Genomic DNA, 22,571 nt, shown 5'->3' with positions numbered 1-22,571 from the left:
ATACGAGGACCAGGTCTGATCCCATGCACTACCGATCGATCTCCGACATGAATGATGCGATTGTCAGAAACCTTCACCGGTTGCCGCGCGACATCGACCTGGTGGTGGGGGTCCCGCGAAGCGGGATTCTCGCCGCCACCCTGCTCAGCCTGACGGCGAACATTCCGATGACCGACCTGGATAGTTTCCTGGCCGGTAAGATCTATACTTCGGGCGTCACCAAACGGCGCGCCGCGCTCGACCGCCAGGCGACCGATATGCGCAAGGTCCTGGTGATCGACGACAGCGTCAGCGGCGGCGCTGCCATGAGAGAGGCGCGCAGTCGGGTAGAGGCCGCCGGCATCAAGGCGGACTTCACCTTTGCCGCGGTGTTCGGCCTGCTGCCCCAACACGAGGAAACCGACATCGTCCTCGAGGTCGTGCCGCATCCAAGGATGTTCCAATGGAACTTCATGCACCACAAATTCCTCGCGCAAAGCTGCGTCGACATTGACGGTGTGCTTTGCCTGGACCCGACCGAAGCAGAGAATGACGACGGCCCCGCCTATGAGAAATTCCTGGGCGAAGCGCTGCCTCTGTTTGGCCCGACCCGCAAGATCGGCTGGCTCGTCACCAGCCGGCTCGAGAAATACCGCACGCTTACCGAAGCATGGCTGGCAAAGCACGGCATAGAATACGACAAGCTGATCATGCTTGACCTGCCGAGCAAGGCTGAACGGCAACGGCTTGGCGTGCATGGCAGTTTCAAAGCCGATTTCTACCGCAAATCCGATGCCATCCTGTTCATCGAAAGCGAGCACCAGCAGGCCCTCAAGATCGCCGAGCTTTCCGGCAAGCCGGTGCTGTGCGTTGAAACGCATCTGGTAATTTATCCTGACACGCTGTCACTTCCGGCACTTGGACAGGCGGCGCGCAACCTTCCGGGCAGGTTAAGGCAGATCAGTTCGCCTGACGGGCGCAAGACGGCAATCAAGACCGTCGCGCGCACGCTGCTTGGCGAACGCGGTTACGAGACGCTCAAAAGCCGGGTCAAACGACCGGCTTGAACCTGGTTTCGGGACTTAAAGCGCGTCACGCGACGCGCGCTTTTGTTTTGTTTTATGCAGTCGTTATCGCAAAACCGCTACGCACCCTCGGGTCAGGCCGCCCAGGGTCAGGCCCGAGGGAATGCTTTTGCGCGACATGGGTTAGGCGGCTTGCCGCGAAGGCTGTTGTGTCGCCCTCTCCAGCATCGAGAAGAAGGTCGCGAATTGACCCGCCGGATCGAGTTCCGGGCGCTCGGAGAATGCACGCGCCGCCGCTGAAAGCCGCCCATATTCCAGGCTGTCGGTCCACAGACGCCTGACCACTGCCACCCAGTCGGCGAGTGGGGCATCGTAATCCAGCACCACGCCACCGGAGCCGATCGCTTCGGGCAGGCCGCCACGACGCGAGCCGACGACTGGAATGCCGCTGCAATGGGCTTCCGACGCCACCCGACCCCAGGCCTCTTCCCATTTGCTGGGAGCCAGCAGGATTTTCGTGCGGCCGTAGACCGTCTTCATGTCGTTGGTCCGGCTCCCCAGGGTGACGTTGCCGAGCGGCGCGATCGTCTGCTCGATCCGGGCCCGATGATCATCGTCAAGCTTCCAGCTTTCGACGAACAGGAACGGGATTTCAGAGCAGGCGGCGGCGATGCGCACCGCAAGCTCGAAACCTTTTTCCTCATAGGGGTTGATCAGCGTGACAAACTCGCCCGTCGTCGGCGTGCGGTAGAGCGCGGGATTGATGGTCGGCGGTATAACCGTCGAATCGATATCGAATTTTGCCTTGTAGGTGCGCGCCGTGAACTCGGAATTGGCTATGTAGAGCGCCGAATGCAGCTCGCGCAGATCGCCGCCCAATTCGTGGAACTCGACATTCCTGAGATAGACGACCAGCGGCACGCCTTCGGCCTGCAGCGCCTTGCCGATCGGAACCGACTTGTGGCACTGGACCACGGCGACATCCGGCCTCAGCTTTTCGACGGCGAAACCCGCCGCCTCCCAGGGAAACCAGGCGCGCACGACCGGATAGCCTGGAAAGCTGTCGATGACAGCGCGCTGCCTCAAAAGCTTCATCTTGGCGCGCGCCTTGTAGCCGAAGACGCCCTGGCCGAACAGGGCGGCGAGCACCGAAGCCTCATGCCCGTGCTCGCGCAACTGTTCGGCAAGGTGATGGGTGCTGGACTGGACACCGCCGCTGAACTGGGGCGTGTAACCGTTACCGCCTGCAAAAAGCACTTTCATGGTTTCGGCTCCTTGTCGCATTCTCAAGTTTACGGGCAATGACGCACGGCTTATTTACGGATGCTGGCTTGCGACCCGCTTCAAGCATCCTGCTGCGTCTCCAAATTGGCGAACGGATTGGTACACGGCTGCCATCCGGTGAACCGGACCGGGTCGGCTGGCGAACTGCGCCGGGCGTAGTCGGTCAGCATATGGAACTCGGCAATGACCCAGCGGTCGAAATGCCTCAGGTCCTGTTTTTTCTGTTCGGGCAGAAACCGGCGTGCGGCGCCCAATTTCAGCGCCTCAAGCACAGTGACAGCATCGCCCAGCTTTGTGTTTGGAAATATCCAGGGGTTCCGCTTCTGGAATTCCAGGACGAACTGCTGCAAATGTTCGATGCGCATGTTCAGCCTGCCGAAATATCTTTCGAGCGTGACGCGCACCAGGTCTTCGTCCGAAAGCGAGGAAACGGTGGTGTAGGCGATGCCGGTCGAAGCAACTCCGCCAGCCATGATGGCCAGTGCCGCGCGTCGCGAAACCTTGGTCATCCGGCCATTTCCTTTCCTGCTATCCGGCTCGCCGCCCGCAGGGAGAGGGCTGCCGCCGTCAGGCTCGGGTTGGCGCAGGAACAGCTTGGATATGTGCTCGAGCCGACGACAACCAGGTTCCTGAGCTGATGGTGGATCATGTCCCGATCGACCACCGAATCCGCCGGGCTCGAGCCCATCCGCAACGTGCCCTGGACATGCGACTCGGTGCGCCGGATGCCGCGATCGAAGATCTCTTCGACCGGCAGCGGCGCCAGAAGCGCCGCCAATTTCTCCTTTGCCCGCGCCATGCCCTTGACCGCATAGTCGGATGCTTCCGCGAAACTGACGAAGGCGTTTTCATCCTCGTCGAGAACCACGAGATTTTCCGGGTCGAGCAGGTCTTCGGTAACAATGATGATGGGAAGCGTCTGACGGACACGTCCCTTTTCAGGGCGCATCCCGTGCTGCCAGCGGTTTTCGAAATAGACCAGCGCCGCCGCATGGTCCGATCTGTGAGCGCCGTCATAAAGGCCGAAATTCAAGCCGGTGGTGATGGTGCTTCCGTCGAAATTATCGACACCGTCGAGATAGGCTTCGAAATTCCATCCGTAGGATTCGTGCAGGCCGCGCCCGACGAATTCGCCCGACAGGCCGGACCGCAACATGATCGCCGGGCTCTGGATGGCATTGGCGCCCAGTATGAAAAGATCGCCGCTGACCGAATATTCCTTGCCCTCATGCACGAATGAGACCGAACGGACCGAACCGCCGATATGGTCGAGCCGGCGCACTTCAGCGCCAAGGCAGACCGAAACGTCGGGATGCTCGAAGACGTGCATCAGGCCATTGTTGGCGGTGAATTTGGCATCGACCGGGCATAATCCGCACCGCAAGTTGGCGCAGCAAGAAGACCGTTGCGCGGTCGGCACGCGCGCGCGGGCTGTCGGCATGACAAAATGCTGGTCCGGCTGCGCCGCTTTCATCATCCGGTCCGGCGTCGACATGTGATGCGGTGGCTGGGGAAATGGCCTGGAACGCGGCATCATCGCCGCCATGTCGGGGTCGCCTGAAATCGACATGACGTCCTCTGCATCGCAGTAAAACGGCTCGAGCTCGTCATAGCTGATCGGCCAGTCGTTACCGACGCCATAGAGGCTTTTCAGCCTGAAGTCGTTCGGGTGAAAGCGCGGCGTCTGGGCGAACCAGCAATTCGTTCCGCCACCCAATCCGATGGTGTAATTCCACGGCTTGTCAGAGTTGGTCTTGTAGGTGGTCTTGTCTTCGATGTCGGTGTTGACGTTCTGATCGAGCTGCCATTCATGCGTGTTGTGCCCGCCCCATTCCAGAACCAGAATGCGTGCCTTTCGCTGCTTGGCGAACGCATGCAGGAAGAAGGCCGAACCGAAACCGGAACCGACTGCGACAAGATCGAAATGCTCGTTGGCGATCTGTTCCGGCCTGATGCCCAGCACCATCAGAGAAGACCCCTTGTTGACACTAGCGCGTTCATCGAAGCCTTCGCGATCGTCCTTGATGTCCTAGCCACCGGCCTGTCCCGCCTGATCTCACGCCGCCATCCTGCCGATCGAGTGATATTCGATGCCGTAGCGAGCGATGACCTTGGGGTCGTAGAGGTTTCGACCGTCGAAGATGATCGGCGTGGACAGCGCATCCTTGATCGCGTCGAACGAGGGTGCCTTAAAATTCTTCCACTCGGTGGCGATCATGAGCGCATCGGCGCCACGCAGCGCTGCCTCCTTGGTCCCGCACAAGAGCAGATCCTCGCGCAGTCCGTAGACGGCCTGGCATTCCTGCATCGCCTCGGGATCGTAAGCCTGCACTTTGGCGCCGGCCTTCCAGAGCGCTTCCATCAAGACCCGAGCCGGCGCCTCACGCATGTCGTCGGTATTGGGCTTGAACGCCAGGCCCCACAGCGCAAAAGTCTTGCCCTTCAGATTGCCGTTGAAAGAGCGGTTCACCTTATCGAACAGGACCGATTTCTGTTCGTTGTTGCGTTCCTCGACGGCGCGCAGCAGCTTGGCATCGAATTTGACGCCTTCGGCGGTCTTGATCAGGGCGCGCACATCCTTGGGGAAGCACGAGCCGCCATAACCGAGGCCCGGATAGATGAAGTGGTAGCCAATGCGCGGATCGCTGCCGATGCCCTTGCGGACCTCCTCGATGTCGGCGCCGAGTTCCTCGGCCAGATTGGCCATTTCGTTCATGAAGCTGATCTTGGTCGCCAGCATGCAATTGGCCGCGTATTTGGTGAACTCGGCGCTGCGCACATCCATCACGATCATCTTCTCGTGGTTGCGGTTGAATGGAGCGTAAAGCTCACGCATCACCGCCTCGGTGTCCTCGCTGCCGGTGCCGACGATAATGCGGTCGGGCTTCATGCAGTCGGCCACCGCGGAGCCTTCCTTGAGGAATTCCGGATTGGAGGCGACGTCGAAAGTAAGATCCTCGCGGCCCCGCGCCTTCAGCGTCACGGCGATCCTGGCCTTAATCTTTTCGCAGGTTCCGACCGGCACGGTCGACTTGCCGACGACGATCTTGGGCGCATCCATCTCCCGGCCGATGGCCTCGGCAACGGCCAGCACATATTTGAGGTCGGCCGAACCATCCTCGCCCGGAGGCGTGCCGACAGCGATCATCTGGATCTGGCCATGCTTGACGGCGGCCGCGGCGTCGGTGGTGAACTTGATGCGGCCGGCCGCATGGTTCTCCTTGACGAGGTTTTCGAGCCCGGGCTCGAAAATCGGAATGAGGCCCTGATTGAGCCGCTCCACCTTTTTCACGTCGATGTCGACGCATAGTACCTGATGGCCGACTTCGGCAAGCACCGCCGCCTGCACCAGACCGACATAGCCGATTCCAAAGACCGTCAAATTCATTTGATTTCATTCCTGTTCAAGACTTCGGAGCGCTTTCGGCCCGGCCGGTTCAGATTGGTCTTTACTTAATGCTGCATGCCAGCGATTCCGGAAACTGGCATGGCTGGCCGAGCGCCGTGAATGCGATGCGATCCACTTGCAAGGTAAGCTTGCGACCCGGATCCGAAAACGGCCCCAGCCATTCCTTCATCGTGTCGCTGCCCCAGAGGCTAAAAAATATCTTTTGCGCATGGCTGGGCAGCTTTGCCGGATCGGTGATCGTGTTCACCAGCTCGCCATTGACGTACCAGCGCAGCCGGTCCTTCTCCCAGACGAAGGCGTAATCATTAAAAGCCTTGTCGGTGCCGCCAGCTACATCGACCACTTTCTCGTTATTGCCCTTGCCGGCGATGTAGGCGTTGACCTGCACTTTGGAGGTGTCCTTGGTCAGCACCTCGAAGTCGATTTCATCCCACGGCTGCTTGTCGGTTGGGCCGATGTAGGTGAAGAAGGAGGCGTTGATGCCAGAGCCCGAATCGGTTTTCATCCGCGCCTCATAGGTGCCATAGCCGAAGCGCTGCTTGGATTGGACCTCGCCGCAGGCAAAGTCGCGATCCTTCACCTTCTGCTTTTCGAAACCGAGCGTCAGCATGCCATTGGAAAGCTTGACCTGTCTTTTGGACCAGATGCAGTTCTGATACTTGCCGTTCGCCCAGCCGTCGGCAATGTACCAACGCGCCCGGTCGAAGCTGGTGAAATCATCGACGAACGATGGCGCAGTCGGGATGTCCTGCGAACGGGAAGGGGTCGGGCCCGCAACCAGGCTGCCGAGTGCGACCAGCAGAAACGCTCCGCCCGAACATAGCTGCCTCAGTTTCCCTTGCCTCATCATGTGCGTGAACGGCCGGTCGCCGGTTGCTGGGGTGGACGTGCTTTTCGAATCCGCGTTCATACCAAACTCACCTTGTGCTGTGCGCTCCCCAACCCAAGTCGATGTTCAAAACCATGACGAAACGAGCTGATCTTGACCTTCTGCCGGTAGCGTCCCCGGTTGCCTGCTTCTTGCCCAGTGGCGCCACCCAGGCTCTTTGAAATTTCACCCCGCGCCGGCGGCCGGGTTGGCGAAATCGGCCTTGGTGGCCGAGCCAGGTTGGGCGCTTTCGTCGAAGATAGCATCCAGCGAATGCCGGAGACCCTTCATCAATTCGTTCTGGCGGGCGAGCGCCGCGATGCGCCGCTCGTAATTCAGGATCGACTTCGTCAGTTCGCTGACCTCGGAGGATCTGCTGGAGGAGGCCGCGCCATTTTCCATCGCCTCGACCAGGAAGGCGGCGTTGGTGACCTTTGTCCGGTAGCGATTCTCAAGCCCGTTTTTCTCCGCCTCGATCTCGGCTGCGATCTGGTCAAGCAGCTTTGCCAGGCGGTCAAGGCGCGAGATATCGGTCTGCCTGTCTCGAGCCGGATCCCTTGATCTGAAGCCAAATATCGAGGCCATGCGCTCAGTTTCCTGTCATAGCCGGCCTAAGCTGTCCCTTGTGCCCGGCCGGGCCAAAAAGTTCTTGTCGCATCGTCCAGCTCCTCTGACAGGCGGACATTTTCGGCCGATTCAAACAGCCAATCAGAATTGCTGCACCGCAACATACATGCCATTCCCAAAGCGAGTAGGCAACCGCCTAGTGCGGCGAATCGGAAATTCGCATCGCTTTGAGGCAGGGTAAGGACCTGTTGACATGATCGGTGTGGCGCGCCGGCGGACCAGCTCAAGCCTCGCCGACCGGGCTGGTTGCGGCCATGAGAAAGCGCCGCGACGGCACAGGCTGTTTCGAGCCAAAGCCGGCGCGGCGAAACAGCGCATCCAGCTTGTCGGCGGCCACGCCGCGAACGATGGGGATGAGATTGGAATGGCTGGCCAGGGCGTAGGCCGCAGCCGCTGTCAGCCCTCTCTCGTTCTTCACGTCGAGGAAGTTTCGCAACCGATATTTGTCGCGCACCTGCCGTTCGTGCTTTCTGAGCACGGCCTTGTAGCCTTCCGGCAAACTGTCGATCGCCAGCAGCGCCAGATCCGCGTCGGCCAGACGCTTGAGATCCTGCGTCTTGTGCTGGCCGCTCAGCGAATCCGCGCGAACGATCGCTCCGTAGCCGCAGGACCTGATGACCTTGAAGCGCGCCCCGCAAGCAACCGCGCGCGCGTAGAGTTCATAGTCTTCGCCCAGCCGCAGGTTTTCGTCATAGCGCAGCCCATGCCGGTCCAGAAAAGCGCGGCTGATCACCGGCTTGAGGAAACCCAACTCACCTCTCTGCACACGACGACTGGAGATGTTGCCTTCGATGAAGCGCTCGAAATCGAGAAATTCCGGATCGGCCGCAAACCGCGGAGCGGTGATTTTCGAAACGTCGGTCGCCGCATCGTCCCTGATCATCATGATGTTGTCGGCAGCGAAATCCCAATCGGCGCTGGCGAACAACTCGCGAAATCTGCCCTCGAGAAAAAAATCGTCGGCGTCCAGAATGCTGATGAACGGCGATTTGGAGCTGGCTATCGCGGCGTTGCGGGCCAAGGAAGGACCGCCGTTGACGTCGAGCCGGATGACGGAAAGCCTGCCGCTGCCATCGTCGGCCGCTCGAACGACTTTCGCGGTATCGTCAGTGGAGGCGTCATCGACGACGACGACTTCGGCCACCTCCGGCTCGCGCAAGGCCGATGCGATGGCAACCGCAATTGTCCGCGCCGCGTTGCGAGCGGCAATGATCACGCAGACTTCCGGTTCTGTCATCAATTCGCCTCTCGACTGCACAGGTAGCTCCGAATTTCTGCCCCAATGCAGCTCTCGTTCTCACTGACTGCCCGGCTGTACGAAACATCAGCCGGCACTTATGCTGCGAGTGCGAAGCATCGTTAAAATCACTCGCTCCGTCCAGTCTTTCCTTTCGGGGTCGTCATGGCGCAAATCGACGGGCGGTGAAATGCCAGGGATAGGCGGGCCGCTTCGCACACCGTCCCTGCCCATTCTGGATGGGGCGTCGGCGCACTCGAGTGGCTGATCACCAAGTCGATCGACAGAGCTTAGGCATGGTGGCTGAGTCAGAGGATCTTAGGCTGAAGGGGAAGTCCGCAAGTCGGTTGCCCAGGATGCTGTCGGGCGAGCAGTCCGCCAGGGACCCGGCCGACGCTACCTGCCGTCAGGTCAGTGGAGGCTTCTCCTGGCACTGAACTTCTCGCCATCGGCCGCTTCGGTCGAACTCAGCTTTCGTTCGACGTCGCGAATCTTATCAGCCGACGTCGGGGTATTTCTGGCAACCATGGCGAAAACGAGCAGAAAGTAGCCCAGTTGAATGACAATGGCGCAGGCTATGGCGCGAAGAAGCGTTGTGCCTAGCGAAGCGCCGTTGAGATAAGACCAGGCGACCACGATCGCCAGCGCGAAAATCATGCCGATAATGAATTTTGGTAGCGACATACCCGATAGCCCGTCAACCTGCTCGGGCAAAAATCGATGATTGACCACCCCGAGCCCCCTTCGCCATGCGAGCTTGTTGAGGCCACCCGCTTTTTTTGGCCGGTTGCTTCCGGCCTTCCCACGCTGTCCATACTCTGACAGAAACAATTTGCAACTCTATTAAGGTGTGCAATAGCGGGCAAGGCCAGCCGCAAATTATTTTGCATAAGTTTGGGGATCGACTCTGCCATGTTGCGACGCACACCCCAGCATCACAACCAATCACCCGGTATGGACTCACGTCAGTAAGAGCCGAAATATTAATTAGTATTTTACTTTAGGAGCGCTTTATATTTTAAAAAGCTACAGCACGATAATTCTCAACCACGCGACACAAAGAGCGATACGCCCAAAATCAGCCTCAAAAAGGCACTAACTTTTTCAAGGTTGCCCATAATTTGTCACGAACGCGCCATAAAAGGCCAAAATTTGCGCAGGATCGGTTTATTATTTAATCAATGCATGACGCGATTATTTCAGGCGCTCAAGGAATTGTGTGTTGCGATGCAGCATTTTTTTGATATCGTGCGGCAAACCATCCGTTCAACGTATGGAGTTTATGCATGAGGGACGTAGCCAAGCCGGCCGACGCGGATTTTCCACAGGCCGGTATCGACTTTCCACCAATCGGCGGCCTGCTCAAACGCAGCTTCGATATCGCCGGTTCACTGATTGGGCTGGTTGCTCTCAGTCCGCTGTTTGTGATGGTCGCGCTGCTTGTCAAGTTTTCCGACGGCGGGCCGATTTTCTACGGTCACAGGCGGATCGGGCGGGGCGGACGGATTTTCCCGTGCCTCAAGTTTCGCACTATGGTGCAGAATGGCGAACAGGTGCTGGCGGCATACCTTGCCGCCAACCCGGACGCCAAGGCCGAATGGATAGCTACCCGCAAGCTAAAGAACGATCCGCGCGTCACGCGTGTCGGGGCCGTGCTGAGGAAGCTCAGCCTCGATGAACTGCCGCAGATCATCAACATCCTTCAGGGTGACATGAGCCTTGTCGGTCCTCGCCCGGTGGTGCGCGACGAGCTCGAAATCTACGGCAGTTCGGCCGTCTATTACCTGAAATCGCGCCCTGGCCTGACCGGGCTCTGGCAGGTCAGCGGCCGCAATGACGTTTCCTATGACAGCCGTGTCGCGTTCGATCGCCACTATGTCGAAAACTGGTCGCTGTTCGAGGACATTCGCATCATCATCAAGACCGTGCCTGCCGTCTGGATGTCGCGGGGCTGCTATTGACCGGCCGGCAGCCGGTTGTGCGCGGAGTGACTGTCCAGACGCCAGGCATTCTGCAGCAAGCTTCATCGGACCGGCCCAAAGCGAATCGGAAAACATACAGTTGAAAACAGACATCTTCGAAATCTCCTGGGCCGGCACGGTTAGCAATCGCATGCGACCGATGCGGCTTATGACCACCTGCCTCGCGCTGGCGCTCGCCGTTCCGCAACTCGCCGCGGCCGACGAGTACCGGCTTGGATCCCAGGACAAGCTGACCATCCGCGTGGCCGAATGGCAGACCGTTGAAGGCACGTTCCGCGACTGGACAGCCGTCAACGGAGAATACACGGTCGGCCCGTCTGGAACATTGTCGGTGCCGTTCGTCGGCGAAATGCCGGCATCCGGCAAGACCACATCCGAGATCGCGGCGGCGATCAGCCAGGCGCTCCAGCGCAAGCTCGCTCTGGCGGACCGGCCGGAAGCCTCCGTCGAAATGGCGCAGTACAGGCCGTTCTACATTTCCGGGGAGGTGCAGACGCCGGGCCAGTATCCCTACGTGCCCGACCTGACCGTCCTGAGGGCGATGAGCATCGCCGGCGGTGTCCGGCGGGCCCCCGAAGGACAGCGGTACGACCGCGACATGATCAACGCCAAGGGCGAGTTTGACGTTCTCCAGGACCAACGGGTCCGACTGATCGTTCGGCGCGCGCGCATCGAAGCACAGATCGCCGACAAGCCGACATTTGACGTGCCGAAAGAGTTGGCCGAGGATCCGAAGCTGGCAAGCATCGTTGCCGACGAGATGGCGATCCTGACGGCCGATCAAAAGAATCTCAAACTGCGCCTTCAGGCGCTCGACGATTTGAAGAAGCTGCTGCAGAGCGAGATCGATTCGCTGCAGAAAAAGATCGTCAACCAGCAGCGGCAGGTCGACCTGGCAAAGGAACAGCTCAGCGGCATCGGTTCGCTGGCGCAAAAGGGCCTTGTGGTCAACACTCGGGTTCTGGGTTCGCAGCAAACGATCGCCGACCTGGAAGGACAGATCCTGGATTACGAAACGGCTATCCTCACAGCCAGGCAGTCGATCAGCAAGGCCAACCAGGACGCCATCGACCTGGAGAACACCCAGAATGCCGACCTCGCCACTGGCCGGCAACAGGCAGAAGCCGATCTCGCCGAAACAATGCTCAAGATGAACATGCACACCGGCCTGATGGCCGAAGCCATGTCGGGGAACCCAGCACTGCAAGGCTATCGCGACGGCGAAGAACCGACGATGTCGTTTGGCCTGGTCCGGATGGTCGACGGCAAGACCAGCGAAATCGCCGCCAGCGAAGATACACCCGTGCTGCCTGGGGACGTGATCAAGGTGAAGCTGGTGCCAATGGCAAGCCAGTAAGCCTTCGAGCGATCGGCCGATCCGATCAAGCCGAACAAGATTCGATCGGCAAAGAGTTCGACCCGGACGAGTTCGACCATGAACTCGTCGACACTGTGCTCGCTGCCCGACAAGCCAGCCTGCCGCCAACTCGGGACGTGAGTAATTACAGCGCAAGGAGATGTTGTGCTTTAGTTGCAACTCAAATCCGAGGAGGACTTCGTCATGCACAGTGCAAGGGACGAAATCGTCAGTCGAGAAAGAGAATTTCACAATCTCAGGTTTAGTCAGGAGGAGGATCCAAGAGGAAGCCTGGACAAGTGGTATCGAACGATTCGACATGGCGCAGAACGTCAAGACGAGCAGATAAAGCGGCTTTCGAAAAACGCAGACGTGCTCGAGTACGGTTGCTCCAATGGCGGGTGGTCCCTGCATTCCCTGCACCTGCCCGATCTTTGCCGATCTCTGACGGGGATCGATATTTCGGATGTAGCAGTAAACAAGGCGAACGAACGGGCGAGCGCGCTTGGAAGCACGAACGCTACATTCCTGGCCATGAATGCGGAAGCCATGTCGTTCGAGGACAACAAGTTCGACCTGGTGTATGGACGCGGGATCATCCATCACCTGGACCTGGACCGGTGTTTTTCCGATGTGGTCCGTGTCCTGAAGCCGAACGGCGTGGCGTCCTTCTACGAGCCGATGGGACACAATCCGCTCCTGAATGCCTACAGAAAGCGGACACCCCTCATCCGCACCGCTGATGAACATCCCTTGCTGATTTCGGACTTCGCTTTGGCCCGCCGCTATTTCAGCGATGTCCAGGTGGACTATTTCGGCCTGTGCTCCGTAGGAAGCGCGCTGATGCCGCGAACCATCTCGGAGACCGTCTACACGGTTGGCAAAGCTGTCGATTCAGTGGTTTTGACGCTTCCCTTTGTGAAGCGGTTTGCATGGTACGCGCTCCTGACCCTCAGGGCCTGATCAACAGGCAGCAAACCCAACTCGGGCGAGGCTCGCCTGCTGCCTGTGAGATGAGATGATTGCTTGGCCTTGGCGCTGTCAGGCGGCGTTTTTGTGCGCACCACCAAAATCAAGGTAATATTTTAGCCCTTGCTTAGCGCCCTGCGGTTTCTGGTTCCGCGAGGTCCGCTGCGGTCCATCGGGGACGGGCGACATGCACCCTGACCAGCTTGAAGTAGCTGTAATACAGGAGGAAGGAGCCCGTGATGTAGGGGTTGAAGGTGTCGATCTCAACGAAGGACCGAATGAACAAAAGCACCATCACGCCGGCAAGAATCACCGACTCGGCTTGCCATGCCCTGAATATCAGGGCCGATATATGGCCCCATAGCGTGCGCAGGATGATCAGCGAAATCAGCGTCGCCCCGACATAACCGAGCTCGACGAGGGCTTCGATATAGGTGTTGTGGAAGTGGAAGCCGCTTCGGGTTGTGATGTAGAATTCGTTCCAGAGCCGCTCGGCCTCGGCGAACCCCTGCACCCAATAGGCCGCGTAGCCGACGCCGAGGACTGGCGCCTGCTGCGCCGCTTCCCAGCCCTGCTCCCAAAGATAGGTCCGTCCGGTGAGCGTGGAATCCTTTCCGAAGGCGCCAAGGACGAAATCCAGAAGTCCTGCAAAGGCAACCGCGGTGACCACGACCAGCCCGCATGCGCCGACCACGAAAATCACCCGTCGGTAGCGGAGTGGAAGCTTTTTGGCCATGGCAAGCAGAGCCACCAGAGCGAGAACTGCCGGTATCGAAGCCGTCGAGGTGGCGGAATGCGCCATGATCAGAAGATAGGCCGATAGGACGAGGATGGGCGCCGTCAGGATGAAGCTTATCCGGCCGCGCCTGAGAAAAACCAGGAAGACAATGCAAAAATAGATGCCAAGGGAGGCGACAAAGCCGATCTGGTTCTTGGAGCTGAATGCGCCGACGAAATTGTACGTCCCGTCGAGCATATCGTAGGAATAACCCCCGACCTTGAGCGAATAGAGCAGGACGACAAAAATCCCGATCAGCGAGCCTATCGTCAACGTCCGGACGCTGACGGTGCGCGCGGCGATGTAGGCGCAGGCGATATGGGAGCAATACTGGATTGACGTCCTCAACGTGATGCCGGGGGCATCCGACCAGAACACCGAGAGGCAGACATAGAATGCAAACGCCAGCGGCAGCCACGCGCTGGAGGCATGCCGCAACAGCCGCCGGTAGTCTACCAGAATCAGGGGAAGCCAGACCGCATAATAGGCCAGGATCAGGATCGGCCCGAAAACCGAGGAGTAGGAGAACGCCCAAATGGAGATGGCAACAGCAAATGCGCCGTAGACGGTGCTCTTCTCCGGGTCGACCAACAGAGATTTTGGAATCTTCATCTCGGTAGCGAATTCCCGTCCATGCAGTTCAATGCCGATTCGCCGCCGCGCCATGCGCGAACGCTCTCATTGTGCAGTGCAATATAACCCATCCCCCACAGCCTGTCACCCAAATGAGGCAAAAACAGCCATAAGGCGCCCCGTGCGGCGGTAAAAGGCCACGACAGGCCGTGCGGCAAGAACCCGAGCATTCCCGGCGCAGGGCTGGGGCATCGTTATCGGCGCCGTCAAAAGCCATCGCCGCCGCATCTAACGAGAGGGTCGGCATGACCGCCGCGCGGAACTGTTTTTGCAGTTGCTTTCAGCACCGGACCGAAAAATAGCAGCCGGCATTCGTTGCATCCGTTGCAATGAATGAGGCCCTCCGCGTACGCTATCTCGGGGACAACCAGACGATGGCCACACCAACAATTGGCAGACGCTGGTCGTCCCCGATCTGTTGGGTTGGAGCAAACGGATGGACAAACCTCGAATCTTCCTGGGCTCGTCGGGGAAGCAGAAAAAACTGCTGCAGGCGCTGACACGCGGTCTTGAAGACATCGCGCATGTGGAACCCTGGACGACGTCCTTCAATCCGGGGACAACCACCCTGGGGCGCCTGCTCGAGCTTACGCGTGAAGTCGACTTCGCCGCTTTCGTCTTCGCCCAGGACGACTGGACCAGTGTAAGCCTGCCAGCATCATCTGCTCCTGTATCCGCTCAGGCTTCTCCGCGAGACAATGTCGTCTTCGAAGCCGGCCTTTTCGGCGGAGTCCTTGGAATGCGCCGAACGTTTATCCTTCATGCCAACGGTTCCAAGCTTCCAAGCGATCTCCTGGGCCTGACGTCCGTGAGGTATGGCGAAGCGACGACCGCCGCGGAGATGAGAGCGGTCAACCAAAAGCTGCGAAAAGCTGTTGAAAATGAAGGCCGCGTCGCCCGAATAGAGGGCCTTTGGTGGCAGTTTTCCCTGTCGGAGCGGACCGCAAAGGAACCGTCCGCCGTGAGCCTCCTGCGTATCGCGCGAGACCGCGATGGCGCGTTGGAGTTGGCCGGCCGCTCATGGCAAGAGAATGGCAGTCTGTCAGCCAGATACTGGAGCGAGGCGGTAAAGGAGAGAAAGGAGCCTGCCGGCATCTTTTACTTTTGGAATGGAGAACGGCCCTTGGATGCTAACGCGTCGCAGTTGTACGGGACGGGGGAGATCCGGCTGGAGTCCGCCGATCGCGCGTCCGGGTACTTTACCACACGCGCCGACACGCAGCCAAAACTGAACGCGCGTACCTCAGGCGTCTACTTGCGCGCCGAACCGGAGGACTTGAGCACCTGGACGGGCGCGACAACCAGCGACGAGTGGAGTTGATCGCGGAGCGGCTGAGCCATTGGAAGTCGATCAAGAACGTTTGAACTGTCCGCGTGGAAGTCGCCTTGCAGAGACGGCAGCCCCAGCATCGAATGGTCAGGTCGTAGCCAAGAGCGGCTCTCAACCGCCTGCTCCTGGCCCGCCATGAACCTGTTCGAGGCTCCAGTCCCGGCTTGAACTTCTCCGCTGTTGACTTCACATTCGCCGCCGGCGGTGTCGCCAGCGCCCGTCGGGGCGGGCAAATGAGGGAGACCATATGCCAATGAGTTTTGCGGGACGGTTTGCCGGACGATCGGCCGTGGTCACCGGTGGCGCCTCAGGCATCGGCCTGGCCGTCGCGCAACGAATCGTTGAAGAGGGCGGGCGCGTTTGCGTCTGGGATCGCGACTCCACCCAGATCGAGCAGGCCAAGGCTGTCATCGCCGACTTGCACGGCGTGACCGTCGACGTCGCCGATCCCGTAGCGGTCGCACAGGCCGCCCGGCAGACGATCGAAGCCCTTGGCGCGGTCGATATCCTGGTCACCAGCGCGGCCATCACCGGACCGAACATGACGACCTGGGACTATTCGGTGGAGGATTGGCACCGGGTCATCGACATCAACATCAACGGCGTCTTCTACTGCAACAAGGCGCTGGTTCCGCACATGCTCGAGCGCAATTACGGCAGGATCGTCAACATCGCTTCGATCGCCGGCAAGGAGGGAAACCCGAATGCCTCTGCCTACAGCACCTCGAAGGCGGCGGTGATCGGCCTGACCAAGTCGCTGGGCAAGGAACTGGCGAAGACCAAGGTGACGGTGAACTGCGTCACGCCGGCAGCGGTGCGCACCGCAATCTTCCAGCAGATGAGCCAGCAGCACATCGATTTCATGCTGTCGAAAATACCAATGGCGCGGTTTGGCGAGGTCGAGGAGGTGGCGGCGCTGATCTCGTGGATCGCTTCCGAGGAATGCTCCTTCACGACGGCTGCCGTTTTCGACGTTTCCGGCGGCCGGGCGACCTATTGAAGCAACTGGAACGATTTGCAACCTGGGACGCCGGACTGGAGTTTACGTCGTTTGCTTAGGGTCGAACCTCCACTGTCCGACGAAGAATTGCTCGACCGCTTCCAGCGCGCCGCCTTCGGCTATTTTCTGGAAACCGTGAATGCGGAAAACGGACTGGTTGCCGACACGTCGCGGCCAAATTGGCCGGCAAGCATCGCAGTCGTCGGCTTCGCCCTGTCCTGCTATCCGGTCGGGATCGAGCGCGGCTGGATGACGCGAGACACAGCCGCGAAGCTGACGCTTTCCGCACTGCGCTTTTTCTGGAACAGCCGGCAAGGCGATGGCGACGACGTCACCGGCCACAAAGGCTTTTACTACCATTTCCTCGACATGCGGACCGGCCTGCGCGCCTGGCGATGCGAGTTGTCGGTGGTTGACACGGCGCTGCTGATGGCCGGCGTGCTCACGGCTGGCGCCTATTTCACAGGCGACACTGACGACGAAACCGAAATCCGCGGGCTGGCGGAAATGCTCTACCGACGCGTCGACTGGCGATGGATTCAAGGCAGCAGACCGATCTTGCGACAGGGCTGGAAGCCGAAGAGCGGTTTTCTCCGTTATGGCTGGGAAGGCTACAACGAAGCGACGATCCTTTACGTCCTGGCAATGGCCGCCCCCGACAAACCCGCCTCGGACGACAGCTATGCCGGCTGGACGGCGACATATCAGTGGGAAAACATCTACGGCTACGACGTGCTCTATGGCGGCCCGCTGTTCATGCACCAATTCTCGCATGCCTGGATTGACTTCGATGGCATCCGGGACGCGTTCATGCGGGACAAGAACTCGGACTATTTCGAAAACAGCCGCCGCGCGACCTACCTTCACCGGGACTATGCGCGGCACAACCCCTCTGGCTATGACGGCTACGGCGAAGCACTTTGGGGCCTTTCGGCGGGTGACGGACCCGGCAAATTCCGCGCGCGGATCGAGCGGCGGCCGCGCAAATTTTCCGGCTATGCAGCGCGTGGCGCACCGTTCGGCCCCGATGACGGAACGATTGCGCCGTGGTCGTATCTCGCATCGCTGCCCTTCGCGCCGGAAATCTGCCTGCCTGCGCTGCGCCACCTCAGAGAACGCCACCCTGAGGTGGTCGACGGTTTCAGGATGCCGAGCGGCTTCAACCCGACGCTGGCGAACCGGCGGAAGTTCGGGCCGAGCGGCTGGATATCGGATGCGCACTATGGACTGGACCAAGGCATCGTCGTGCTGATGATTGAAAACCACCGCTCGCGGCTGATCTGGGAGCTGATGCGGTCGAGCCCGCATATCCGTCGCGGCCTGTGCAAGGCCGGGTTCTCCGGCGGCTGGCTGTCGCAGCCGGCGAGCCCTCCTCGCAAGGACCCCTGCTGAGCTGAATGACGGCTAAAACGCGCCGCGTTTGACCGGCCTCCTGCGACGCGCTTTAGGTTGCTGTTTCATGCATGTGCGCGACATGCATTAGCGCCCAGTGGTGGTCGCTGTCGTTTCGGCCACGAAGACGTTCGCCTTCCCGGCAACTCGCGCCCGCTGGGAAGGCCGTTCGATTTCGTCTGGCTTGATTTACTTAGCCGGCGAACGTGTAGGCGGTCTTTACCGTAGTGTAGAATTCCGCTGCGTAGCGGCCTTGCTCGCGCGGGCCGTAGCTCGATCCCTTGCGTCCGCCGAAAGGCACATGGAAGTCGACGCCCGCCGTCGGCAGATTGACCATCACCATGCCGGCCTCCGAGTTGCGCTTGAAATGCGTGGCGTGCTTGAGGCTTGACGTGCAGATGCCCGACGTCAGCCCGAACGGCGTGTCGTTGGCCACCGCCAGCGCCTCGTCATAGTCCTTGACGTGGATGACGTTGGCGACCGGACCAAAAATCTCCTCGCGTGAAATGCGCATGGCGTTGGTGGCTTGCGTGAACAGCGCCGGTTGCAAGTAGAAGCCGCGGGTTTCGCGATCGAGCCGCTCGCCGCCGAAGGCGAGATCGGCGCCTTCCTGGCGGCCGATGGCGATATAGTCTTCGTCCTGTTTCAACTGGCTCTGGTCGACGACGGGTCCGATCTGGGTTTTCGCATCGAGGGCGTCGCCGACGACCAGCTTGGCGAGGCGATCTTTCATCGCATCGACGAAGCGGTCATGGATGCCGTCCGTCACGACCAGGCGGGACGACGCCGTGCAGCGCTGGCCGGTCGAGAAATATGCGCCATTGATCGCGCAGTCGACGGCGACGGTTAGGTCTGCATCGTCGAGCACGACGAGCGGGTTCTTGCCGCCCATTTCGAGCTGGTACTTGCGCATGTGCTCGACGCTGGCGGCAGCCACGCGCTTGCCGGTGCCGACCGAGCCGGTGAAGGTGATGGCATTGAGGTCAGGGCTGTCGAGCATGGCCTGGCCGACTACCGAACCCTTGCCCATGACGAGATTGAGCACACCCTTAGGCAGGCCGGCGCGGTGCAATATGTCGACAATGGTCCAGGCGCTCTCCGGAACCAGCTCGGCCGGCTTGAAGACGATGGTGTTGCCGTAGGCCAGGGCAGGAGCGATCTTCCACGCCGGGATGGCGATCGGGAAATTCCACGGTGTGATGATGCCGACGACGCCGACCGCTTCGCGTGTGATCTCGACACCGACGCCGGGCCGCACGCTTGGAACCAGCTGGCCCGACAGGCGCAGCGTCTCACCAGCAAAGAAATCGAATATCTGGGCGGCCCGCACGGTTTCGCCAATTCCCTCGACCAGCGTCTTGCCCTCCTCGCGCGCCAACGCCCGGCCGATTTCATCTTTCCGCGCGGTGATCTCGTCCGACGCCTTCCTCAGCACCGCATGGCGTGCCAGCAAGCCCGATCGGGACCACGCAGGAAATGCCGCTTTCGCCGCCGCGATGGCCTGCCGCGCCTGCTCGGCGTCGCCCGACGCATATTCGCCGACCACGTCGTCGAGATTGGAAGGGTTGATGTTGCGGGAGCCGGCATCGCCCACCCACTCGCCATCGATGAGGTTCTTTCGAAACGGGATCATGTCGCTGTCTTCCTTGTCCTTCGATTGCCGTCTATCTGGACCACCAGCCGCCACACCGCAAGGCCGCCAGCGGCAAAGTTCTGCTCCTCGACAGGCATGTGCTAAGCAGATTTCGGAAAAGTGTTCGATGGTTTTCCGATAAAAACCTGCGACAAACACAAACCCGGCAGGCGAAGCCCGGCAAGCCTGCTTGGGTGTCGAGGTGGTAAACCATGATTCTAGTGCGGCGCGACGCGGATCGCGCCAGGAGGAGGCTGCCATGTCCGACAGCGCGTTGCCGCTGGTGATCAGCGCGCCCGAGCCACGCACGCTCGACCTGATTTTCACGCCCGAGGCACTGGCGAGATTCCGCGCCAGATACCGTATCGTCGAAACGTCGCCAGAAGGCGTCGCGGCCCTGCCACACGATGTGCTCGCCGAGGCGCGCTACATCGTCGGCCAGCCGCCGATCGCGCCGGAGACGCTGGAAAGGATGACAGCGCTGCGTTGTGTCTTCAATGTCGAGAGCAACCTCATCAACAACATGCCGTATGAAACGCTGTTTTCGCGCGGCATCCATGTCGTCACCACCGGCATGGTGTTTGCCGAGCCGGTGGCCGAGTTCGGTCTTGCCATGGCGCTCAACCTTGCCCGCGACATCGTCGACGCCGATCTTGCGTTTCGTCAGGGCAAGGAGCTGTGGGGCGGCGAGGGCAACCGGGCGGCGCGGCTTCTCTCCGGCGCGGATGTCGGTATCATCGGCTTCGGCGATCTCGGCCGTGCGCTCAACCGGCTGCTGTCGGGCTTTCGCACGCGGACCAAGGTCTTCGATCCGTGGCTGCCGCCCTCGATCCTGATCGAGAACGGCGTCGAGCCGGCTTCCCTCGACACGGTTTTGTCGAGTAGCGATTTCGTTTTCGTCGTCGCTTCGGTGACCAGCGAAAACCAGGGTTTTCTCGGCACTGAGGCCTTTGCCAGGATGCGCAAAAGAGCCGCCTTCATCCTGCTCAGCCGTGCCGGCGTGGTCGATTTTCCGGCGCTGATGGATGCAGTTCGCAGCGGCCACATCGTCGCCGCCAGCGATGTGTTTCCGCAAGAGCCGCTGGCGCAGGACCATCCTGTCCGCACGCTGCCCGGCTTCCTGCGCTCCGCCCACCGGGCCGGCGCGCTCGACATCGCTTTCAAGCGCATGGGCGACATGGTGCTGGAAGACATGGACCTGATCGACCGCGGCCTGCCGCCAATGCGTTCGAAGCGGGCCGAACGCGAGACCGTTTCGCGCATGCGCTCGAAGCCGGTCGACAAGAACTGAGCCGTCAGGCCCAGCGGCTGCGAGGTTTCTCAGATGGTGAACGACCAGAACAGGCAGGCGAGAGTCGCTGCGGCGAAGGCGACAAAGAACAGGCTTCTCAGCAGGATATTGCGGCGCAGCTCGTTCATGAAGAGATGGCAGCCGACGACGGCCACGACAAACAGGAACCGCCAATTCAGCAGTGCCGGCAAGACATTGCTTCGATCGAAAGCCCATCTGGCGGCGAGGCCGCCAATGATGGCCGCGAACAACACGATGACTGTCCAGAAGATCGCATCCGCAGCATGTGTCAGGACGATGCCGGCGACCCTGATCGGCAGGATCATCATCAGCAGCGCGCTGAAGAAGTACACGGCCGCGAGCGGGATAAACGTCCCGGCATCGGCGACGTCGTCCAGGCGTTCTGCGCCGATCGCACCAAAGGGATAGCCATGCCTGGCCACTGCCAGGCTGAGAGCCATCAGCAAAGCCGTCAATATGGCCACCAATGCGAATGAAGTGAGGGCTTTGCTCATAATGGTCCTGCTCGGAACGAATCGGATAAGGACGTTGGTAGCCCACGGTTTGTAAATTGCTGGTAAGCGTCGCGGCGCGCTTTGGACGCCCTCACTCCGCCGCGTGAAGGCGCCGCGCCTCGATGATGGTCCTGATCTCGGCGCGGCAGGAGCCGCAATTGGTGCCGGCATGCAAGCTGGCGCCGATCGCTTCGACGCTTACGCAGCCTCCGCGCACCGCTTCGGCGATCTGATTGGCGCCGACCCCGAAACAGGAGCAGACGATGGCGCCGCGATCGACGCTGTTGCCGCCCGGCCGCCCCGCCACGATCGCGAGTCGCCCGCGCCGATCGGCATGGTCCGCGCTCAACTGCTCGACCGCCCAGCCGCGCGACACCGCGACCGGCCTGGGCGCAAGATAGAGCGCGCCAGTCAGCCGGCTGCCGGCAAAGCCGGCGAAGCGATAGTGCCCGCCGGCGACATCATGATAGGCGAGCGTCTCGCCTGGCGCGTCCGCCCCGAAAAGCGAGAGCGCGAAACCCGGCCAGTCCCGGTCGGCTTCCAGCGCAAGCTCGAGACGCCAGCCGGCGGCGCAGCGGGCGAGGCTCCAATAGTCGGCGTCGATCGAGGCTGGCCGTTCGGCAAGCACCGCGAAGCCGAACGCGACGGCAGCGAAGCGTTCCACCCGGGCGGCAACATTCTTCGAGGCCGGCTGTCCTGAAATCGGATCGGTGATGGGCGCCACCAGCGCATCGACACGAGCCCGCGCGGAAAACTGGTCCGTCCAATGCATCGGCACGAAGACCGAGCCTGGCCGCTGCCGCGCCGTCACCAGCGCACGAAGCAGCACCTCGCCATGCTCGGTTGAGACGCGGACGATGTCGGCATCGCCGATGCCGAAGTGCTGCGCGTCCGCCGGGTGGATTTCGGCGAACGGCTCGGCCAGGTGCTGCGACAGCCGCTGGCTTTTTCCCGTCCGCGTCATGGTGTGCCAGTGGTCGCGAACCCGCCCGGTGTTGAGCACCAGCGGGAATTTTTCGTTCGTGCGGGTTTGCGGAACTGGACGGATCGGGATGAAGCGCGCCTTGCCGTCGGGTGTGTAGAAGTTGCCGTTGGCGAAGAAGCGGGTGCTGGCTGAGCTATGTCCAGCTTGAACACCCCCCTCGGGGGGGGGGGGGGGGGGCGCGGGGCCCGGGCGGGGGGGCGGGGGGGGGGCCCGGCCATTGGATGGGGGCCACAACACAAATGTGTGAGGAAACAACCCCGCCAAAACCCCCAAGTGG

Annotated in this window: 20 protein-coding genes; 8 read left to right on the top strand and 12 right to left on the bottom strand. The window is 60.7% G+C overall.

Features of this window, described 5'->3' with window-relative positions:
• The first annotated feature begins 23 nt into the window (after positions 1 to 23).
• The gene (locus AC0L2B_RS31265; protein WP_473609272.1) at positions 24 to 1,046 is read left to right on the top strand and encodes a phosphoribosyltransferase; all 1,023 of its coding nucleotides are present in this window, start codon (positions 24 to 26) and stop codon (positions 1,044 to 1,046) included.
• Positions 1,047 to 1,187: 141 nt separating this feature from the next.
• On the opposite strand, the gene AC0L2B_RS31260 is transcribed toward AC0L2B_RS31265, so the two are convergent.
• The 8 genes from AC0L2B_RS31260 to AC0L2B_RS31225 all read right to left on the bottom strand — a co-directional run bounded on the left by AC0L2B_RS31260 (position 1,188) and on the right by AC0L2B_RS31225 (position 9,260).
• Entirely contained in the window at positions 1,188 to 2,267 is a 1,080-nt protein-coding gene (locus tag AC0L2B_RS31260) for a glycosyltransferase (protein ID WP_473748099.1), read from the bottom strand.
• A gap of 80 nt (positions 2,268 to 2,347) precedes the next feature.
• Positions 2,348 to 2,797 carry a hypothetical protein gene (locus tag AC0L2B_RS31255; protein WP_473748098.1) on the bottom strand — a complete coding sequence of 150 codons (450 nt, stop codon included), beginning with the start codon at positions 2,795 to 2,797 and terminating at the stop codon, positions 2,348 to 2,350.
• Positions 2,794 to 4,254: a GMC oxidoreductase gene (locus AC0L2B_RS31250; RefSeq protein WP_473748097.1), complete on the bottom strand. Its 1,461-nt coding sequence runs from the start codon at positions 4,252 to 4,254 to the stop codon at positions 2,794 to 2,796. The genes AC0L2B_RS31255 and AC0L2B_RS31250 overlap by 4 nt, the downstream gene beginning before the upstream one ends.
• A 90-nt stretch (positions 4,255 to 4,344) precedes the next feature.
• Complete coding sequence (locus AC0L2B_RS31245) at positions 4,345 to 5,676, bottom strand: UDP-glucose dehydrogenase family protein (protein ID WP_027151552.1); 1,332 nt, start codon at positions 5,674 to 5,676, stop codon at positions 4,345 to 4,347.
• Positions 5,677 to 5,737: 61 nt separating this feature from the next.
• Positions 5,738 to 6,607 carry an endo-1,3-1,4-beta-glycanase ExoK gene (gene exoK, locus AC0L2B_RS31240; RefSeq protein WP_473748096.1) on the bottom strand — a complete coding sequence of 290 codons (870 nt, stop codon included), beginning with the start codon at positions 6,605 to 6,607 and terminating at the stop codon, positions 5,738 to 5,740.
• Between the two features lie 144 nt (positions 6,608 to 6,751).
• The gene (locus AC0L2B_RS31235) at positions 6,752 to 7,150 is read right to left on the bottom strand and encodes a hypothetical protein (protein ID WP_473748095.1); all 399 of its coding nucleotides are present in this window, start codon (positions 7,148 to 7,150) and stop codon (positions 6,752 to 6,754) included.
• A 265-nt stretch (positions 7,151 to 7,415) separates the two neighbouring features.
• Positions 7,416 to 8,429 (bottom strand): glycosyltransferase family 2 protein, encoded by a 1,014-nt coding sequence (locus tag AC0L2B_RS31230; protein ID WP_473748094.1) that lies wholly within the window; start codon positions 8,427 to 8,429, stop codon positions 7,416 to 7,418.
• A gap of 411 nt (positions 8,430 to 8,840) precedes the next feature.
• A complete protein-coding gene (locus AC0L2B_RS31225) occupies positions 8,841 to 9,260 on the bottom strand; it encodes a hypothetical protein (RefSeq protein ID WP_473748093.1) in 420 nt (139 codons plus the stop codon).
• A gap of 455 nt (positions 9,261 to 9,715) precedes the next feature.
• Between AC0L2B_RS31225 and AC0L2B_RS31220 the strand changes: the two genes are divergently transcribed.
• The 3 genes from AC0L2B_RS31220 to AC0L2B_RS31210 all read left to right on the top strand — a co-directional run bounded on the left by AC0L2B_RS31220 (position 9,716) and on the right by AC0L2B_RS31210 (position 12,731).
• Positions 9,716 to 10,390, top strand: coding sequence for a sugar transferase (locus tag AC0L2B_RS31220; RefSeq protein ID WP_091592795.1), 675 nt, complete (start codon positions 9,716 to 9,718; stop codon positions 10,388 to 10,390).
• Between the two features lie 169 nt (positions 10,391 to 10,559).
• Positions 10,560 to 11,768 (top strand): polysaccharide biosynthesis/export family protein, encoded by a 1,209-nt coding sequence (locus tag AC0L2B_RS31215; RefSeq protein ID WP_091593002.1) that lies wholly within the window; start codon positions 10,560 to 10,562, stop codon positions 11,766 to 11,768.
• A gap of 174 nt (positions 11,769 to 11,942) precedes the next feature.
• Positions 11,943 to 12,731: a class I SAM-dependent methyltransferase gene (locus AC0L2B_RS31210; protein WP_473586901.1), complete on the top strand. Its 789-nt coding sequence runs from the start codon at positions 11,943 to 11,945 to the stop codon at positions 12,729 to 12,731.
• A 133-nt stretch (positions 12,732 to 12,864) separates the two neighbouring features.
• On the opposite strand, the gene AC0L2B_RS31205 is transcribed toward AC0L2B_RS31210, so the two are convergent.
• Positions 12,865 to 14,127, bottom strand: coding sequence for an O-antigen ligase family protein (locus AC0L2B_RS31205; RefSeq protein WP_091593000.1), 1,263 nt, complete (start codon positions 14,125 to 14,127; stop codon positions 12,865 to 12,867).
• A gap of 457 nt (positions 14,128 to 14,584) precedes the next feature.
• On the opposite strand from AC0L2B_RS31205, the gene AC0L2B_RS31200 reads away from it, so the two are divergent.
• From AC0L2B_RS31200 to AC0L2B_RS31190, 3 genes are all read left to right on the top strand, one after another.
• Positions 14,585 to 15,469 carry a TIR domain-containing protein gene (locus AC0L2B_RS31200; RefSeq protein WP_473748092.1) on the top strand — a complete coding sequence of 295 codons (885 nt, stop codon included), beginning with the start codon at positions 14,585 to 14,587 and terminating at the stop codon, positions 15,467 to 15,469.
• 256 nt (positions 15,470 to 15,725) lie between these two features.
• Complete coding sequence (locus AC0L2B_RS31195) at positions 15,726 to 16,478, top strand: SDR family NAD(P)-dependent oxidoreductase (protein WP_236392132.1); 753 nt, start codon at positions 15,726 to 15,728, stop codon at positions 16,476 to 16,478.
• Positions 16,479 to 16,529: 51 nt separating this feature from the next.
• Positions 16,530 to 17,870, top strand: coding sequence for a glucoamylase family protein (locus tag AC0L2B_RS31190; RefSeq protein ID WP_473748091.1), 1,341 nt, complete (start codon positions 16,530 to 16,532; stop codon positions 17,868 to 17,870).
• A 193-nt stretch (positions 17,871 to 18,063) separates the two neighbouring features.
• Here AC0L2B_RS31190 and AC0L2B_RS31185 read toward each other — a convergent pair whose 3' ends face one another.
• Positions 18,064 to 19,500: an aldehyde dehydrogenase family protein gene (locus AC0L2B_RS31185; protein WP_473748272.1), complete on the bottom strand. Its 1,437-nt coding sequence runs from the start codon at positions 19,498 to 19,500 to the stop codon at positions 18,064 to 18,066.
• A 262-nt stretch (positions 19,501 to 19,762) separates the two neighbouring features.
• On the opposite strand from AC0L2B_RS31185, the gene AC0L2B_RS31180 reads away from it, so the two are divergent.
• Positions 19,763 to 20,794, top strand: coding sequence for a hydroxyacid dehydrogenase (locus AC0L2B_RS31180; protein ID WP_473748090.1), 1,032 nt, complete (start codon positions 19,763 to 19,765; stop codon positions 20,792 to 20,794).
• A 29-nt stretch (positions 20,795 to 20,823) separates the two neighbouring features.
• On the opposite strand, the gene AC0L2B_RS31175 is transcribed toward AC0L2B_RS31180, so the two are convergent.
• Complete coding sequence (locus AC0L2B_RS31175; RefSeq protein ID WP_473748089.1) at positions 20,824 to 21,309, bottom strand: hypothetical protein; 486 nt, start codon at positions 21,307 to 21,309, stop codon at positions 20,824 to 20,826.
• 91 nt (positions 21,310 to 21,400) lie between these two features.
• Positions 21,401 to 22,571: molybdopterin dinucleotide binding domain-containing protein (locus AC0L2B_RS31170; RefSeq protein ID WP_473748088.1), on the bottom strand; the 1,171-nt coding region annotated here is incomplete at its 5' end.

Source organism: Mesorhizobium sp. WSM4815, assembly GCF_055811575.1.
This window is presented reverse-complemented; position numbering and strand designations above follow the sequence as displayed.